15 protein-coding genes are annotated in these 16,893 nt (G+C 67.2%); 8 read left to right on the forward strand and 7 right to left on the reverse strand.

Annotated features, from left to right (window positions below):
• Positions 1-23: 23 nt before the first annotated feature.
• Positions 24-683 carry a TetR/AcrR family transcriptional regulator gene (locus BN2156_RS23480; RefSeq protein ID WP_003882615.1) on the forward strand — a complete coding sequence of 220 codons (660 nt, stop codon included), beginning with the start codon at positions 24-26 and terminating at the stop codon, positions 681-683.
• Here BN2156_RS23480 and BN2156_RS23485 read toward each other — a convergent pair.
• From BN2156_RS23485 to BN2156_RS23505, 5 genes are all read right to left on the reverse strand, one after another.
• Entirely contained in the window at positions 680-1,090 is a 411-nt protein-coding gene (locus tag BN2156_RS23485; RefSeq protein ID WP_003882614.1) for a DUF6262 family protein, read from the reverse strand. The two genes, BN2156_RS23480 and BN2156_RS23485, sit on opposite strands and share 4 nt — an antisense overlap.
• Positions 1,087-3,318 (reverse strand): site-specific integrase, encoded by a 2,232-nt coding sequence (locus tag BN2156_RS23490; RefSeq protein WP_003882613.1) that lies wholly within the window; start codon positions 3,316-3,318, stop codon positions 1,087-1,089. The genes BN2156_RS23485 and BN2156_RS23490 overlap by 4 nt, the downstream gene beginning before the upstream one ends.
• On the reverse strand, positions 3,305-4,507 hold the full coding sequence (locus BN2156_RS23495; RefSeq protein WP_021269098.1) for a tyrosine-type recombinase/integrase: 1,203 nt from the start codon (positions 4,505-4,507) through the stop codon (positions 3,305-3,307). The genes BN2156_RS23490 and BN2156_RS23495 overlap by 14 nt, the downstream gene beginning before the upstream one ends.
• A gap of 16 nt (positions 4,508-4,523) precedes the next feature.
• Positions 4,524-5,768, reverse strand: a complete 1,245-nt coding sequence (locus tag BN2156_RS23500; protein ID WP_003882611.1) for an ImmA/IrrE family metallo-endopeptidase — start codon at positions 5,766-5,768, stop codon at positions 4,524-4,526.
• A 61-nt stretch (positions 5,769-5,829) separates the two neighbouring features.
• On the reverse strand, positions 5,830-6,540 hold the full coding sequence (locus BN2156_RS23505) for a hypothetical protein (protein WP_003882610.1): 711 nt from the start codon (positions 6,538-6,540) through the stop codon (positions 5,830-5,832).
• 347 nt (positions 6,541-6,887) lie between these two features.
• Between BN2156_RS23505 and BN2156_RS23515 the strand changes: the two genes are divergently transcribed.
• The 4 genes from BN2156_RS23515 to BN2156_RS31455 are packed head-to-tail and all read left to right on the forward strand — an operon-like array spanning position 6,888 to position 9,114.
• The gene (locus BN2156_RS23515) at positions 6,888-7,673 is read left to right on the forward strand and encodes a type II secretion system F family protein (RefSeq protein WP_090517246.1); all 786 of its coding nucleotides are present in this window, start codon (positions 6,888-6,890) and stop codon (positions 7,671-7,673) included.
• Entirely contained in the window at positions 7,670-8,251 is a 582-nt protein-coding gene (locus BN2156_RS23520) for a type II secretion system F family protein (protein WP_090517247.1), read from the forward strand. The genes BN2156_RS23515 and BN2156_RS23520 overlap by 4 nt, the downstream gene beginning before the upstream one ends.
• A gap of 27 nt (positions 8,252-8,278) precedes the next feature.
• Positions 8,279-8,482, forward strand: coding sequence for a DUF4244 domain-containing protein (locus tag BN2156_RS23525; RefSeq protein WP_090517248.1), 204 nt, complete (start codon positions 8,279-8,281; stop codon positions 8,480-8,482).
• Positions 8,483-8,532: 50 nt separating this feature from the next.
• Positions 8,533-9,114 (forward strand): Rv3654c family TadE-like protein, encoded by a 582-nt coding sequence (locus BN2156_RS31455; RefSeq protein WP_328287102.1) that lies wholly within the window; start codon positions 8,533-8,535, stop codon positions 9,112-9,114.
• Here the strand turns inward: BN2156_RS31455 and BN2156_RS23535 are convergent.
• Positions 9,111-10,136, reverse strand: a complete 1,026-nt coding sequence (locus BN2156_RS23535) for a PAS domain-containing protein (protein WP_090517249.1) — start codon at positions 10,134-10,136, stop codon at positions 9,111-9,113. The two genes, BN2156_RS31455 and BN2156_RS23535, sit on opposite strands and share 4 nt — an antisense overlap.
• A gap of 295 nt (positions 10,137-10,431) precedes the next feature.
• Complete coding sequence (locus BN2156_RS23540) at positions 10,432-12,771, reverse strand: DNA 3'-5' helicase SftH (RefSeq protein ID WP_090517250.1); 2,340 nt, start codon at positions 12,769-12,771, stop codon at positions 10,432-10,434.
• 297 nt (positions 12,772-13,068) lie between these two features.
• On the opposite strand from BN2156_RS23540, the gene BN2156_RS23545 reads away from it, so the two are divergent.
• From BN2156_RS23545 to topA, 3 genes are all read left to right on the forward strand, one after another.
• Positions 13,069-13,272 carry a cold-shock protein gene (locus BN2156_RS23545; protein WP_003882601.1) on the forward strand — a complete coding sequence of 68 codons (204 nt, stop codon included), beginning with the start codon at positions 13,069-13,071 and terminating at the stop codon, positions 13,270-13,272.
• Between the two features lie 97 nt (positions 13,273-13,369).
• Entirely contained in the window at positions 13,370-13,963 is a 594-nt protein-coding gene (locus BN2156_RS23550; protein ID WP_090517251.1) for a hypothetical protein, read from the forward strand.
• Positions 13,964-14,066: 103 nt separating this feature from the next.
• Complete coding sequence (gene topA, locus BN2156_RS23555; protein WP_090517252.1) at positions 14,067-16,892, forward strand: type I DNA topoisomerase; 2,826 nt, start codon at positions 14,067-14,069, stop codon at positions 16,890-16,892.
• Position 16,893 lies beyond the last annotated feature (1 nt).

Below are 16,893 nucleotides of genomic sequence, written 5' to 3' on the forward strand. Positions count from 1 at the left end.
CGATCGGAACACCAGGAGGTCAGGTGGGGACAGAACCCGCGGCGGCACCCGACGACGAGGACGACGTCGACCCGCGCCGCACCCGATCGCGCACCCGACTGCTCGACGCCGCGGCCAACCTGCTCAAAACCGGTGGGATCGAAGCCGTCACCATCGACGCGGTCACTAAAGCCTCCAAGGTCGCCCGCACCACCCTCTACCGCCACTTCAACAGTTCCTCACAACTGCTCGCGGCCACCTTCGAACGCCTTCTGCCCCAAGTCATCCCGCCCGCCCCGACCAGCGGCACCCTGCGTGAGCGGCTCATCGAACTGCTCTCGCGCCAAGCCGACCTGTTCGCCGAAGCGCCGCTGCACGTCACCACCTTGGCCTGGGCCGCGTTGGGCCCCACCGAAACGCACGACAGCGACAGCGATACCGGCCAACACGCCACCGCCAGCATGCTGCGCACCCGGGTGATCGAGCAGTACCGGCGGCCTTTCGACGAAATCCTGCACAGCCCCGAAACCTTCGACCAACTCGGCGAACTCGACATCGAACTGGCACTGTGCCAACTGGTCGGCCCCCTGGTCTTCGCCAGAATGACCGGCCTACGCGCCATCGGCCACCACGACTGCACCCGCATCGTCGACGACTTCATCACCGCGCAAACCACGCAGCGACCCGCACAACCAGCCAGCTAGGAGTTGGTGTCCGGGTGGGGTTTGCCGGCCAGTTGCCCGTGCAGGGTCGCGATGATGTGGTCGCGTTCGCGCAGTTGGGCTTTCAGGTCGGCGATCTGGGCGTCTCGTGCCTTCAGGCGGGTCCGTAGCGCGGTGATGATGCTGCTCTCGGTGTCGGTAGCCGGTGGTGGCGGTGGATCGGGGGCGGCGGCCAGCGGCTGGGTGGTGCGGATCTGTTCTCGCAGTTGGGGGCGGCGGTGGATGACGCTGCGTGACACTCCGGCGTGGCGGGCCAGGCTGCTGACGTTGATGTCGAGGCCCTGCTTGCGCATCTTCTTCAGGGCCCGATCGATACGGGCCTCGACGTCGGCGCTGCGTTTGCGGGCGCTGGCCTCAAGGGCGGTGAGGGAGGCGGGGGTGACGGTCATGCGGGTGTGTGAGGATCGGCTTTGCGCAGTGCTGAATCGTGCGCACCGCGGGTGGCCACAGGTTGCAGCGGGATGCGGTTGGCCGTCCCGGCCCCGGCGATCGCCTCCTGATGGGTGCGTTGATCTGCGGTCAGGCGGTCCAGGATGGCTTGCAGGGAATGCAATTCGCGCAGGCGTTGGGCGACCCATACGTTGTCATCGGTGAGTTCGCGGCCGGTGCGCTGGCGGTACTGCTGACGTCTGATCTCGACCAGCGCCGTGGTCTTGGCGTGCTGATCTTTGAGTTCGTCGAGGTGGGTGGCGTCGGTGGCGAAATGCCCGCACGACAGACAGGCGTTGCCCTTGTCGCAGGTTTTCAGTGGCGGCAGCAGGCACACCCCGTTGGGCAAGACCCGGTCGGTGCGCACTGAGAGCTGGGTCATGTCCAACATGTCAGACGGGCTGATTCCGATGTCGGTGCCGTGAGCGCCGATCTTCTTGTGTTTGAGGAACTCCGCTTCGGCGGTCGCGGCCAGTGTCGCGGCATAACGCATGGTCATCTCGGGGCTCTTGTGGCCCAGGTAGCGCTGGACGACGTGGATCGGCACGCCGTCGTTGAGCAGTTCGGTGGCCCGGGTGTGGCGCAGCCGATGCGTTTGGGTGAACCGCAACGGGTTTCCCGCAGCATCGCTGAGACCATGGATGGCATCGAGCTTGTCCAGGGAGGCCCGATACGTTGCATACGGGCGGGGCCGGCGCCCGGCCAGGTTTTGTTTGACCGCGATGAACAGGTATTTCGGGGTGAGGCTGGGGTGGGTGTCGGCGAGCCAGCGCTGTTGCTCGGCGATGACGTTGACCACGGCCTGCTCGACCAGGATGGTGGGGATGACCCCGTCGACTTTGGTCTGTTGGTAGCGCAGTTTGGCCACGAACACATCGGGGTCATCGGTGGCGGTGGGCCGCGCCGCGCCGGGGATCGCTTCGAGCGGGTGGTGATCGAGCATGAGAATTTCTGAGGCCCGCCGCCCAGTCAGTGCTTGCAGCAGCCAGATCCGGGCGGCCTGGGGGTCGCCGAGGCCTTTGATCAGCGACACGGTGCCATCGGGATGGGTCACCGACACCAGGGCGCCCCGTTGGGCGGCGAGCACGTCGAGGTAGGCCAGCATCTGCTGCAGTTCTCCAGTGGAGTACCAGGTCAATTCCCGGGTGCGGTGGGCGCGGCGGGTGCGAAACGCCGGCCCCCACAACCGGGTGTGCGCCGCGGACAGGTTCTCCCAACGCGCATCGCCGGTGGCTGCCGCGGCCTCGGGTGCATGGTCGAGCATGAACGTGTAGAAGCTCTGGATCTGAGATTGGCTGTCGCCGATCGCCGTGGCAGACAACGGCTTGTCAGGTCGGGCAGCCGCGGCTGGGGAGCGCAGGTATTCGTTGTAGGTAGTGAAAATCAGGCGTAGCTGCGCCGGGTCATCGGATAAGACGGGATCGGTGTAGCCACGCGCGATCACGAATTCACCGAAATGGCGCGCCATCTCGCGGGCACGATCGACTGCCGATGACCAGCGCAGCAACTCCGCATCCAGGCAGGTGCGCAGCCAAAACCGCACCCCTTCGCGCAGCCACGCTGGTTCGATCGCGCCGATGCGCACCGTCTTCTCGTGGCACGGTTCGTGTTCGCGTTGCGGGATCCGTGGATCGGCCCGCAGATCCCAGGTGTCATAGGCCCACCAGTCGATGGCGCTGGCCCGCACCGACACAAACAGGTGCAGATGCTCGATCAGGCCCACAATATTGCGGCGTGTGCCGCCGGCGGGCAGCCGCGCATTGCGCCGCTCGAACACCACGACCGCGTGGCGCACCATGTCGTTGACCGCCAGGTCGGTGATGCTCACCGGGTGGCGGCCGTGCGCACTGCGGTACTCGGCCGCGGCGGCGCTGATGGCCTGGGTGGCCCAGCGCAGCAGGGAATGCTCGATCTTGCGCAGCCCCTCGTGGTAGCACACCCACACCCACCAGGCGATCTCGTCGGCGAACCGCGCCGGTGTGGCCTGCGGGGTGAAGTCGTACACCCCAGCGGTCGCAGCGGGCGGCAGATCGTTCTTGCGGGACAGGAACACCCGATCTGCCGGGGGCAGATGCACCTGATAGGCCGGGCGGCGCCATTCGGCGGGTACCTGGGCCCACTGCGCCTGCCACGCCACCGCACCGAGGTCGCCTACCGGTGTGGTCAGGCGGCCCTCATTGCTGGCCATCGTGAAGTCCTTTCCATCCGGCGACATAGTTTTTCCACTCGGCCAGTGAACGCATCGCCGCGTCCTGGGTGACCCAGCCGTAGGTGGACAGAGTGGTCTGCACATCGGCGTGGCCCAGACGCCGCATCACCACATGCTCAGGCACCCCCGCCAGCAGCAACGCGGTGGCGTGAGTGTGGCGCAGCCAGTGCGGTGACCAATCCGGCGGCAGACTCCGATGCGCTGTGCGCAGCCCGCGCACCTTCTCGTAGATGTTCTCCTGGCGCATCGGCGAAAAACGCGGTCCCCGTTGCAGATTGACGAACACGAAATGATTCGACAGATCATCGACCACCTGGTCGGCGTTCATCGCGACCAACTGCCACACATACTCTGAATACAGTGCCTCCAGGTCATCACCGACATAGATCCGCCGCGGCCCGGTCTTGACCCGAGCACCATGGGGATGATCTTGGCGCTCCACAATGTCGATCCACGGGGTCGCACCGGCGCCGATATGAAAATCGTTGTGCCGCAGTGATAAGGCCTCGCCCAGACGCATTCCCGTTTCGGCCAGTACTGCGAAAAACAATCGGTTGCGCACCGCGGCGGCCCCGCCGGTCCAGTCCCCGTCGCGCTGCACCGAGCAGCCATCGAGGATCGTGGCCACCTGGGCAGGCGACAAGACAGGGGTAGCCGATCGCCGCGGGGTGCGCACCGGGTAGATCGGGTGCTCGCCGTCGCGGTGGGGCCCGACGCCGTCGAGGAACCCGACGTAGCGGTTGTGGCGCCGCCAGCTGCCCCGCTGAGTGACCAAACGCCGATAAGGCACCTCGGTGGTGCCGGCATCAGCGTGATAGCGATACATCGACAACACCGCAGCCGCCCGCGGCTGCAAAGAACTGGTCACCATCTTGGTCTCGGGGGCACCCAGGCGCGGTGTCCCGGGCAGATCCCCAGTCCGCAGATACTGCAAGTACTGCCCGAACAGGGTGGTGGGGAAGTCATCCCAGCGATGGCCGGTGTGCTCGAGCATCGTGAACCACCGCGCCAACCCCGCGGCGTAGCCACGCACCGTGTGCGGGGACGCGCCCCCCTCACGCAGAAACCTCAGATACTCCGCAGCCGGGGCCACCGGCAGATGATCGGCGCCAACGACCGTGTAGGTGACAGGCTGGTCGGCAAAGATCACCCGCTGCACTCGCGCCACCGGCCCCCCTTGTGTTCTAGCCGCGCCGGCTTCGCTGCCGCAACGGAATCACATTGCTGCCCGTACTGGGCGCCGATGACCCGGGTCCGACCGTCGCTCTGCCGCTGCCGGCGGCCACCCGCACCGCCGCCGCGCCCGGGGCGGCCCGCTGCCCGGCCATGAAGTCCTCCAGCAGATCCTGCGGCCACACCAAGTCATAGGGGGCCAGCATCGCCGCCGAACGCGCCGAAAACGCCATCTCCAGCCACTTGCTGATCAATCGTGGCCGCTCCACCTCACGGTCATTCCAGCCCGGCTCCACCCGACCCCACGTCGTATCGGTATCCGGATTGACCCGGGTGTAGAGCTGGCGGCGCAACGCCTCAAACCGCGCCCCAGTCAACAACTGCGAGGTATGCAGATGCTTGATCAACGCCCCCAGCGACACACCCCACTTTGCTTTCACCGGCAACAACTCCGCCAGCGACGGAGCCCGCGACACGTCCTTGGCCAGCACCGCCGCCGGCGCCAACAACTCCGAGGCGAACTGCGACGCCTGCTCCTCGCAGGCCTCGGTGACGCTGCCCGAGGCATGCAACACCAGATGACCCACCTCATGAGCCAGCGTCCAGCGGGTCCGTTCCCACGAATTCGATTGCCGCACAACGATCAACGGCCGGGTATTGAACTCCCCGACACGCACCGAATAACCCAAATGCTTGTCGATCTTGCCGGTGGAATCCCCGTCACCCAGGATCCGCCGTGACGAGGAGGTCAGCAAGCGGCGCACCACGACCACCACACCGCTGCGCTCGATCTCATGCGTCAGGTACTCGATCGGCTGATCGTGCTCCAACCCCCAACTGGCACGCACCGCCGCAGCGGCCTGGGTCACTGCGGTGTCGATCGGAAGTATCGGCAACTTCACCGCAGGTAACTGAGTGCGGCCATTGAGCTCGTCGAGAAACTCCCCAGCCAATGCCGCGAACTGCGCCAAATACTCCCGCTCGGTCGCCGTGATCGACCGCGGCGCACGGAACAACAGATCCGACTGGTGCACCCGCGACGTCGGAGCGGTGGTGAAAAATTTCGCCGGGAACCGCAACACCGCCACCAGCCGGTCGAAATCCTTGATCGGCAACGCCGTCGTGGTCGACTTCTCCAACCGGTTCAGCCGAGAATGCTTCCAGCCCAACGCTTCCATCACCGCAGTGGCAGTCATCGCGCGCATGACCCGGGCCTGGTTGACCCGCAACCCATACACGTCCACGGTCGTCGTCATTGCGACCTCGATTCAACAGCCACCCGCCGACATTCGCATCGACCCCCGACACCACGACCCCTTAAGCCGGCTCCTCGGGATCCTCGCCCGTCCCCAGCGCCGGCGGCTCGTACTCGCCGAAGTCGTCCCTGGGCCCCTGACCCTGCGCCGACGGAGTCACCAGCGGAGAGTCGGTGACTGGAGGCAGCGGCTCGGTTGCCAAAATCTGCACCCGCGACGCATTGTCCACATCCACCACGAACGCCAACACCGCCTCCGACAATCCCCACCCATCGTCGGTCGGCCACCACAGGGCGAAGATATCCGGTGTACCGGCCGGAGTCACAATCGGCGACGGAAACAACTGCGCCGGCTCGTCCTCGTCCAACAACATCTGCTCGTCGACCTGAGCCTTCGGCGGCCGCAGCACCCGAAGATCGCCGCCCGTCGGATGCGTCACCACCCGAACTCGCTCCCCGTGCAACACCTTCGACGGCCACCGTCGCGCACGAAAATCCATCCCCCGCGAATCGGCGATCTGCACCGACAACCCACTGCCACGAGAAGTCAACAACGTGTCCCCAGGGATCGGCTTGCGAAGCTCGCGCATCCTCAACACCATCTGGCGCACACACGTACAAAACGCCTGACCATGAATATCCAACGGATCCTCGAACAACGGCTGCCACATCTGGCCAACCTTGGGGATCACCACCTCCAAGTCGTAACGCAGAGTCGCCAACGACGGCCCATGATCCGACACCGCCTTGCGCAACCGCTCTTGTAGGTTCACACGGCGAATTTCGCACACAAAAACAGAGAGCGCAAGCAACACGCCGCATCGGCGTGGCGAGAGGGTTGATATTGCTACGCACACTCTTAGAGTACATGTACCCGACGATAAATACGCAGTTCAACACGCATTGTGCGCCCACATTGTGTAGTTAACTACTGATAACCAGCGCAGGTCCTGCTGCACGTCGGACGGGACAACGCCGGGCGGCGCAGGCTCGCCGAGATCGCGGTCTTGCACCGCGCTACGCGCGGTGACCTCGAGGTGGTGACGGCGTGGCATGCCGATACCGGTTTGGGTTGTGGTGCAGAGACTCTCAATGCCCTTGTGCAACGGCGGGGCTCGCCGTGACGGTGAGCGCACTGGCGTTGGCAGCGGCGCTCCTGCTGTGGCCGGCCACACCCCGACGAACGGTCGCGCTGCGGCGGATGGATACACCGGGCCCGCGCCGGGTGCCTGTTGCACGGGTGGTGGTGATACTCGGCGCCGTTCTGGTCTGGCTGGTGCCGGTGCCAGTCGCGTTGGCCACTGCGGTGGTTGCCGGCACGGTGGCGATCCGGCGCAGGCGTCGCGCTGCCCGGAGGCAGCGGCAACAGGAATCCGCGGCGCTGCAGGCCGCGCTGGACGTGTTGGTCGGTGAGCTGCGCACCGGGGTGCATCCGGTCACCGCCTTCGGCACCGCGGCCGGCGAGGTGTCCGGGCCGGTCCACGCGGGCATGTCCGCGGTCGCCGCGCGGGCGCGCCTGGGTGCCGATGTGGCGGCCGGCTTGGAGGATGCTGCGGCAGCGTCCCAACTGCCGATGCACTGGGAACGGCTCGCCGCGTGTTGGTGCCTGGCCCACGCGTACGGACTGTCGATCGCGACCCTGATGCGCACCGCCCAGCGCGACATCGTTGAGCGCGAACGCTTTTCCGCACATGTCGAAGCGGCGATGGCAGGGCCGCGGGCAACCGCGGCGGTCCTCGCCGGCCTGCCGGTGGCCGGGATAGCGCTGGGCCAATTGATCGGTGCACGGCCGCTGGCGTTCTTGTGCGGCGCCGGCGTGGGCGGGTGGCTGCTGGTGATCGGAGTTCTACTGGCCTGCGCCGGCCTGATGTGGTCTGACCGGATCACCGAATGGGCGCTGAAATGAGCTGGGCTGCGGTGCTTCTCGCGTTTGCCCTCCTGGTCGGAGCGGATCCGGCCCGCGTGCGGACCCGCGCTGCGCCCCCGCCGGCGGCGTCGGTAAGCCGCTCACCGGGACGGGCCGACGACCCGCTCGCCGCTGCGTCGACGTTCGACCTGTTCGCTGCTTGTCTGTCCGCCGGGATGGCGGTATCGACGGCGGCTGCCGCCGTCGCCCCGTCGGCTCCCGCGTCGCTGGCGCCGCTGCTCCGCCGTGCGGCTGAACTCCTGGCACTCGGGGCGGATCCGGTGAGAGCCTGGGCGGCGGCCAATACCACTGCAGCCCAGGATAAGAACGCCGAGGCGCTACTGCGACTGGCCCGTCGCTCGGCCGCCTCGGGAAGTGCCCTGGCCGACGGCGTCGCCGAGTTGGCCGTGCAGACCCGGCACGACGCGGCCACCTCGGCCGACGCGGTGGCAGAGCGGGCCTCGGTGCTGGTAGCCGGTCCGCTGGGACTCTGCTACCTGCCGGCGTTTCTCTGCCTGGGCGTCATACCTGTGGTCGCCGGCCTGGCCACTGACGTGCTGGGTTCCGGTTTGTTGTGAATACACATCGCAAAGGGAGGAAAAGTCATGGGAAGAAACATGATTCGGCGGGCGAACGCCAAGGCGACGTTGTTGTTGCTCGACGAGTCAGGCATGTCCACCGTCGAGTACGCAATCGGGACCATCGCCGCGGCGGCGTTCGGGGCGATCCTCTACACCGTGGTCACCGGCGATTCGATCGTGAGTGCGCTGACCAACATCATCAGCCGGGCTTTGAACACCAACGTCTAGATGACCGGGGTGCGGTCACTGTCGAGGCCGCGTTCGCGATCGCGTCATTGGTGGCCGTCTTGGCGCTGTGCGTCGGTGGCCTCAGCGCGGTGGGCATGCAGGTGCGCTGTATCGACGCGGCCCGGGAAGCCGCGCGCCTGGCGGCTCGCGGCGAGGGCCGCCGGGTGCGGTCGTGCACGTCGGTCAGGACGGCGGTTTGGTGGTCGCGCGGGTCAGCGCCGCCACGGTACTACCGGGGTTCACGGTATCCGCCGAGGCGGCAGCGGCCGCCGAACCCGGCGTCGGGTGAGCGGGGATCGGCCACCCTGCTGTCCGCGGCGATGATCGCGATGCTGATCGCCTTCGCGGCCGGCGGCGCCTACCTGGGTGCTGCGGTAACCGCGCGGCACCGTGCCCAGGCCGCCGCGGATCTCGCCGCGCTGGGCGCTGCCGGGGCCGTGGTGTCCGGCCCGGACGCGGCGTGCCGGCAGGCCACCCAGATCGCGGCCCGGATGCGCTCGGTCATCGCCGACTGCCGCGTCGACGGGCTCGACGTGGTGCTCGAGGTCGCGACACCGGTGCGGCTCGGTCGCTGGGGAGTCGGTCCGGCCCGGGCGGTTGCGCGCGCGGGACCGGTTGACTTCGTGGCCTAGTCGAGTTCGTCGAGATCGGCGGCGGCGATCTCGTCGTCGGTCGGCAGCCGAAGCGCGATCAGGCCCGCGAAGGTGTCCTCGTCGAGTTCGATGCGGTTGATCGTCATGTGCACCGGGCGCCAGCCGCCGTCCTCGGCGCGCATCCGCAGCACCGCGGTGGTGACTCCGTCGGTGAAATCCGTGGTCATGCGGGCCATGTGCCGGGCGTCGGCCGGGTGGATGCGGGCCGGCCCGCCGTCGCGGTGACGCCAGTCGAAGAACGGTGCGGGCTCGTCGAGCCACTTCAGCAGTTTCCAGTCGTCGAGGCCGACCAGGGCCCGGTGCACGCCGGGTTGGGCCAGCCCGTCGAGGATGCGTTGGGCCAAGTTGTCGGGGCGCACCGCGGGTTTCTCGCGCTCGCTGCGCCAGTTCATCGCCCGGCAGATCAGCCGGTCGGAGCCGTCCTCGTGGGGTTCCAGCATGACCCGGGCCACGAATCCCACGGTGATGAGGTCGCCTTGGTGGTCGGTGACATCCCAGGTGGTGCACAACGTGTTGCCCACCACGGGCTTGATCGTCATGGCCAGCACTTTGGCCTCACTGCCGTTGAGATCTCTGGCGGGCAGGTCATCGGCGAACGTCCGGTCGTGGGTGGCTTCGGTCTCCGGGTTCATGCCGCTGTTGTGCAGCGATTCGGCGGTATCGGTTGCCACGCCCCTCGTCAGGTCCCACACCAGCGGACCGGGAACGGGTCGTTCCGGCGGCTCGGCATCGGCCGGCCCGATCCAGACATGCACTCCGTGGATGTTTCCGTCGGACATCCGAACCACCTCGGTGCGGATCACGCGGTCATTCTTGGGGGTGATGCTGCTGAGCCCTTGGCCGGCCTGCACGGTTTCCCTGATGGCGCTCTGGATCGCCATCAGGTGCGGATTTCGGCGCAGAAACACACTGATCGGGACGAGGTTCTTCGTTTGCAGACCTCGTGCGACCACAACAGGCTCGCTACCCAGTGTCTCCACGAGCAGCCAGTCGTGGGTCATGCGGGGCATTTTACCGGCGGGGTCGTGGCCGCTCTCGCCTCTGATGGCGACGGAATCCGCAGCGGACAACTGCGGATTCCGGTCGCGGGTTTTCGGAAGTAGCGTCTGCCGGGTTGCAAACATGAGTGAGTTCACGTAATTTGCCACTGCGCCCGGCCTCCGGGATTGGGAACGGATCGCGTTGTCCGACCGTTCGTCGCAACGTCTGTGTGTTCGGCGTGGCCGAATGCAGCCACGTAGTTGTCGATCCGTGTAGTCGGCCGTCGAGGGGTCGGCCGTCAACGCGGTCGGGGGATCACGCTGAGGAAGTACTCAGCGCGCCGAGCACCAGGCGGAGCACTTTCACTGCGCCCGTTTTGTCCAACGGGTCGTTGCCGTTGCCGCACTTCGGTGACTGCACGCACGAGGGGCAACCCTGCGGGCACTCGCAGGCCTCGATCGCGTCGGCCGTCGCGCCCCACCACGTACTCAACCTACGGAATCCGCGGTCGGCGAAGCCCGCACCGCCCGGATAGCCGTCGTAGACGAAGATCGACGGCAGCCCGTCCACCGGCCCCACGGCCGTCGATACCCCACCGATGTCGCCCCGGTCGCAGCTGGCCACCAACGGCAACAGCCCGATCGACGCGTGTTCGGCGGCGTGCAAGCTGCCCGGTACGGCGAGCGGGTCAATGCCACTGTCCTGCAATGCCTCCGGGGTGATGGTGCACATCACCGCCATGGTGTCCAGGGTGCTCGGCGGCATGTCAAGCTCCACGAAATCGATGACCTCGCCGTCCATCCGCCGGCGCAGGTAGCCGACGACGGTGTTGGTGACCGACACCGGAACCAGCCCGACGGTCACCGGACCGAACGTCTTGCGTTCGCCGGGACCGGTGACCGAGATGTCGGTCAGCTCCCTGGCGAAGGTGGTGTAGCCGGGGTCAGCCGCGTACACGAACGCCACACCGTCCTCGAAGGACAGCGAGTCCACCAGATAGGTCTCGCCCTGATGCAGATACACCGCGCCGGGATGCAGCGCGGCCGGCGCCTGGCCGGCGCCGGTGCTGCCCAGCATCCGGCCGGTGTCGGCCTCCAGGATCGCGATCTGGCCGCCGCTGGAGCCGCGGATGTCGACGGCCGGGTGTGGATCCACCCCGGGCGCGGGGAAGTAGCCGCCCGGACGCTTTCGCAGCAAGCCGTCGTCGACCAGGGTCCCGGCCACCGCCTCGGCGTTCCACAGTCGGACCTCGGCCTCGGTCAGGGGCAATTCGGCGGCGGCGCAGAGCAATTGCGGACCGAGCACGTGCGGATTGGTCGGATCGATCACCACCCGCTCGATCGGCTTGTCCAGCAGCGCCGCCGGGTGGTGCACGAGGTAGGTGTCCAGCGGATCGTCGCGGGCGATCAACACGATCAGCGCGCCTTGCCCACGCCGGCCGGACCGGCCGGCCTGCTGCCAGAACGAGGTGACGGTGCCGGGAAACCCGGCCATCACCACCGCATCCAGCCCGGCGATGTCGATGCCGAGCTCCAGGGCGTTCGTGGTCGCCAGCCCGCGCAGCCGTCCGTCGGAGAGCGCGTTCTCCAGTTCACGGCGGTCCTCGGACAAATAACCGGCACGGTAGGAGGCCACCTTGTCAGCCAGCTCAGGTGCGGTGTCCTCCAACCGGGCCCGGGTTCCCAGCGCCGTGAGCTCGGCTCCGCGCCGGGAGCGGACGAACGTCAGGGTGCGCGCGCCCTCGGTCATCAGGTCGGCCATCACCCGTGCGGCCTCGGCGCCTGCCGACCGCCGCACCGGCGCGCCGTTCTCACCGGTGAGGTCGTCGAGCAGGGCCGGCTCCCACAGCGCGATCGTGCGGGCACCCTGAGGAGAACCGTCCTCGGTCACCTCGGCGACCGTCTGCCCGATCAGTTCGGCGGCGGTCTCGGCCGGTGAGGCTGTGGTGGCGCTGGCGAAGATCACCGTCGGCCCCGAACCTTCAGGAGAGTAGCGCTCACACAACCGGAGCAGCCGCCGCAGCACCATGGCCACGTTCGAACCGAAAATGCCCCGGTAGTAATGGCATTCGTCGACGACGATGAACTTGAGGTGGCGCAGGAACACGGCCCAGCGGGCATGGTTGCGCAGCAGCGACAGATGGATCATGTCCGGGTTGGAGAAAATCCACCGCGACCGCTCCCGGGCGAACCGGCGCACTTCGGTGGCGCTGTCGCCGTCATACGGTGCGGGCGCGACGTCGCGCAGTGCGGCCACGGTCTCGGACAGATTCTGTGCGGTGCGCAGCTGGTCGTGTCCGAGCGCCTTCGTCGGGGACAGGTAGAGCACTCGCGCCCGCGGATCGTCGGCCAGTGCCGACAGGATCGGCAGCTGATAGGCCAGAGATTTGCCCGACGCGGTGCCGGTGGACACCACCACGTGCCGACCGGAATGGGCCAACTCGGCGGCGGCGAGTTGATGCGACCACGGGGCGGTGATTCCGCGGTCCCGCAACGCCTGCACGACCTCCGGATGGGCCCATTGCGGCCACTCATTCGGTTTGCCGTGTCGGGGCGGTATATCCGCAACATGGCGTAGCGGATCTTCGCCGGCCGGGGTGCCATCGACAGCGCAAGCGAGCAGCTCACGGCCGAAATCTGACCCCTGGTCCAGCACTGTTCTTCCTCCTGCGATCTACCCCGCCGACGTCGGCCCGGATTTGTAAACGAATTGTTCACCACGCGCCGCACGCCAAGACTGTCGCAGCCGACCCGAACATGGTTGACTGATCACGGTCGCAGCTTCTGTGTTTGTACTCGCACTCGCAGGATCGTCGTTGCGATCGCGGTTCCTGCGAGGGTTGTAGGTCGGGTCAGTTCCGGGCGACTCCACGAAGGATGGCGGTCGGAACGGGCCCGGTACATCGGAAGTCGGTGGACCGCACCCGGTTGAAAGAGAAGGAAAGAACAAAAGATGCCACAGGGAACTGTGAAGTGGTTCAACGCGGAAAAGGGCTTCGGCTTCATTGCTCCGGAGGACGGCTCTGCCGACGTGTTTGTCCACTACACGGAAATTCAGGGCAGCGGATTCCGCACCCTGGAGGAGAACCAGAAGGTTGAGTTCGAGGTTGGCCAGAGCCCCAAGGGGCCGCAGGCCACGGGTGTTCGGGCCATCTGAGCCAAACAAACCCAACGAGACACCCCCGTGTGAGTCCAGACCGGACACCACGGGGGTGTTCTCGTTTTTGCGGCCCGCGCTGGCCTAGTGTCGATTCGTGAGCCAGCTGTCCTTCTTCTCGGCTGAGTCGGTGCCGCCTGCGGTGGCCGACCTGACCGGGATGCTCGCTGGGCCGGGACAGGTGGTGCTGGCGGGCAACGGCGACCGGCAGGCGGCCCGGATCTCGGTCGTCGTCGACGAGCTGTGGCGCGCCCAAGGGCTGGCCCAGATGATCAGTGAGGTCGGGCTGGTGCCTGAGATTTCGCGGACCGACGAGAACAACCCACTGGTCCGCACCGCGCTGGACCCGCAGTTGATGCTGATCGCGGGTGAGTGGACCAGGGGCGCGGTGAAGACGGTGCCGGCCGGCTGGCTGCCCGGCGCCCGCGAGCTCCGGGCCTGGACACTGGCGGCAGGCACGCCGGAGGCCGACGACCGCTATCTGCTCGGGCTGGACCCGCATGCCCCCGACACCCACCCGGTGCTGGCCGCGGCCATGATGCGGGTCGGGATCGCCCCGACATTGATCGGAACCCGCGGATCGCATCCGGCCCTGCGGATCAGTGGGCGGCGACGCCTGTCCCGCCTGGTAGAGAACGTCGGGGAACCACCCGGGGACGCCGCGGCGTTGGCGCATTGGCCCCGTATTTAATGGTGGACACACGGAGAGCCGGTTTGCGTAGGCTCGCGCGTAATGCGAAATTGTCAGTTGCCGGGCGTGGCGCGGCAACTATAGAAGTGGAGCGTAGGCACAGTTGGCTGGCGATAGCGGCAGCGGTAGCAAGGGAAATGTCCGGCGACTCGTGATTGTCGAGTCGCCGACAAAAGCGCGCAAGATAGCTGGCTACCTGGGCTCCAATTATGTGGTCGAATCCTCCCGCGGTCATATTCGTGACCTGCCGCGCAATGCCGCTGACGTGCCCGCCAAGTACAAATCCGAGCCGTGGGCCCGCCTCGGGGTTAATGTCGACGACAACTTCGAGCCGCTCTACATCGTCAGCCCGGACAAGAAGGGCACCGTCACCGAGCTCAAAGACCTGCTCAAGGGTGTCGACGAGCTCTACCTCGCCACGGACGGTGACCGCGAGGGTGAGGCGATCGCCTGGCATCTGCTGGAGACGTTGAAGCCCAAGGTGCCGGTCCGGCGGATGGTGTTCCACGAGATCACCGAGCCGGCCATCCGCGCAGCCGCGGAAAACCCGCGTGACCTGGACATCGCCCTGGTCGACGCGCAGGAAACCCGCCGCATCCTCGACCGGCTCTACGGCTACGAGGTTTCGCCCGTGCTGTGGAAGAAGGTCGCGCCGAAGCTGTCGGCAGGCCGGGTGCAGTCGGTGGCCACGCGCATCATCGTGCAGCGCGAGCGGGAGCGCATGGCGTTCCGCAGCGCCGGCTACTGGGACGTCAGCGCCGAGCTGGACGCCAGCGTTTCCGACCCGCAGGCCACCCCGCCGCGGTTCACCGCCAAGCTCAACACCGTCGACGGCCGCCGTGTGGCCGCCGGACGTGACTTCGACTCGCTGGGGCAACTGAAGAAGCCCGACGAGGTGCTGGTGCTCGACGAGGCCAGTGCCGGGGCGCTGGCCGCCGGTCTGCGCGGCGCCCAGTTGGCCGTCAGCTCCGTCGAGCAGAAGCCGTACACCCGTCGTCCCTACGCGCCGTTCATGACGTCGACGCTGCAGCAGGAAGCTGCCCGCAAGCTGCGGTTCTCCTCCGAGCGCACCATGAGCATCGCGCAGCGGCTGTACGAGAACGGCTACATCACCTACATGCGTACCGACTCGACGACGCTGTCGGCCAGCGCGATCGATGCTGCCCGCAACCAGGCGCAGCAGCTCTACGGCGCCGAGTACGTGCATCCGTCGCCGCGGCAGTACACCCGCAAGGTCAAGAACGCCCAGGAGGCGCACGAGGCGATCCGCCCCGCCGGTGACGTGTTCCAGACCCCCGGCCAGCTGCACGCGCAGCTGGACACCGACGAGTTCCGGCTCTACGAGCTGATCTGGCAGCGCACCGTGGCCTCGCAGATGGCCGACGCGCGCGGCACCACGCTGTCACTGCGGATCGCCGGTACGGCTGCCGGCGGCGAGCAGGTCGTCTTCAACGCGTCGGGCCGCACCATCACGTTCCCCGGCTTCCTCAAGGCCTACGTCGAGAGCATCGACGAGCTGGCCGGCGGTGAGTCCGACGACGCCGAGAGCCGCCTGCCGAACCTGACCCAGGGGCAGCGCGTCGACGCCGCCGATCTGACCGCCGACGGCCACCAGACCAGCCCGCCGGCCCGCTACACCGAGGCGTCGCTGATCAAGGCCCTCGAAGAGCTGGGCATCGGCCGCCCGTCGACCTACAGCTCGATCATCAAGACCATCCAGGACCGCGGCTACGTCCAGAAGAAGGGCAGCGCCCTGGTGCCGTCCTGGGTCGCCTTCGCCGTCGTGGGCCTGCTGGAACAGCACTTCGGCCGGTTGGTGGACTACGACTTCACCGCGGCCATGGAGGACGAGCTCGACGAGATCGCCAACGGTCAGGAGCAGCGCACCAACTGGCTGTCGAACTTCTACTTCGGCGGTGAGCACGGGGTCGAGGGCTCGATCGCCCGGTCCGGTGGCCTCAAGCACCTCGTCGGCGGAAACCTCGAAGGCATCGACGCGCGAGAAGTCAACTCCATCAAGCTCTTTGACGACGACGAAGGCCGCGCAATCGTGGTCCGCGTCGGACGCAACGGGCCGTACCTGGAGCGCATGATCGCCGATCCGGACAATCCGGGTGAGCTCAAGCCTCAGCGCGCCAACCTCAAGGAGGACCTGACTCCTGACGAGCTGACCCTCGAGCTGGCCGAAAAGCTTTTCGCCACACCGCAAGAGGGCCGCGTGCTGGGTGTCGATCCGGTGTCGGGACACGAAATCGTGGCCAAGGACGGACGATTCGGGCCTTACGTCACCGAGATTCTCCCGGAACCCCCGGAAGATCCCGAGGCGGGAACGACGGCCAAGAAGGGCAAGAAGCCGACCGGGCCCAAGCCGCGGACCGGATCGCTCTTGCGCTCAATGGATCTGGAGACGGTGACACTCGACGACGCGCTCAAGCTGCTGTCGTTGCCGCGCGTGGTGGGTGTCGACCCGTCGAACAACGAGGAGATCACCGCGCAGAACGGCCGGTACGGCCCATACCTCAAGCGCGGCACCGACTCTCGCTCGCTGGCCACCGAGGAACAGATGTTCACCATCACCCTCGACGAGGCGCTGAAGATCTACGCCGAGCCGAAACGCCGTGGGCGTCAGGCCGCGGCCGCCCCGCCGCTGCGTGAGCTGGGCACCGACCCGGCCTCGGGCAAGCCGATGGTGATCAAGGACGGCCGCTTCGGCCCGTATGTCACCGACGGCGAGACCAATGCCAGCCTGCGTAAGGGTGATGACGTGCAGTCGATCACCGATGAGCGCGCCTCCGAGCTGTTGGCCGATCGTCGGGCCCGTGGGCCGGTGAAGAAGGCCGCGAAGAAGGCTCCGGCGAAGAAGGCTGCCGCCAAGAAAACCGCTGCCAAGAAGGCCCCGGCGAAGAAGGCCGCCGCCAAGAAGGCCTGAG

The organism is Mycolicibacterium neworleansense (genome assembly GCF_001245615.1).
In the GTDB taxonomy this organism is placed as follows: Bacteria; Actinomycetota; Actinomycetes; order Mycobacteriales; family Mycobacteriaceae; genus Mycobacterium; species Mycobacterium neworleansense.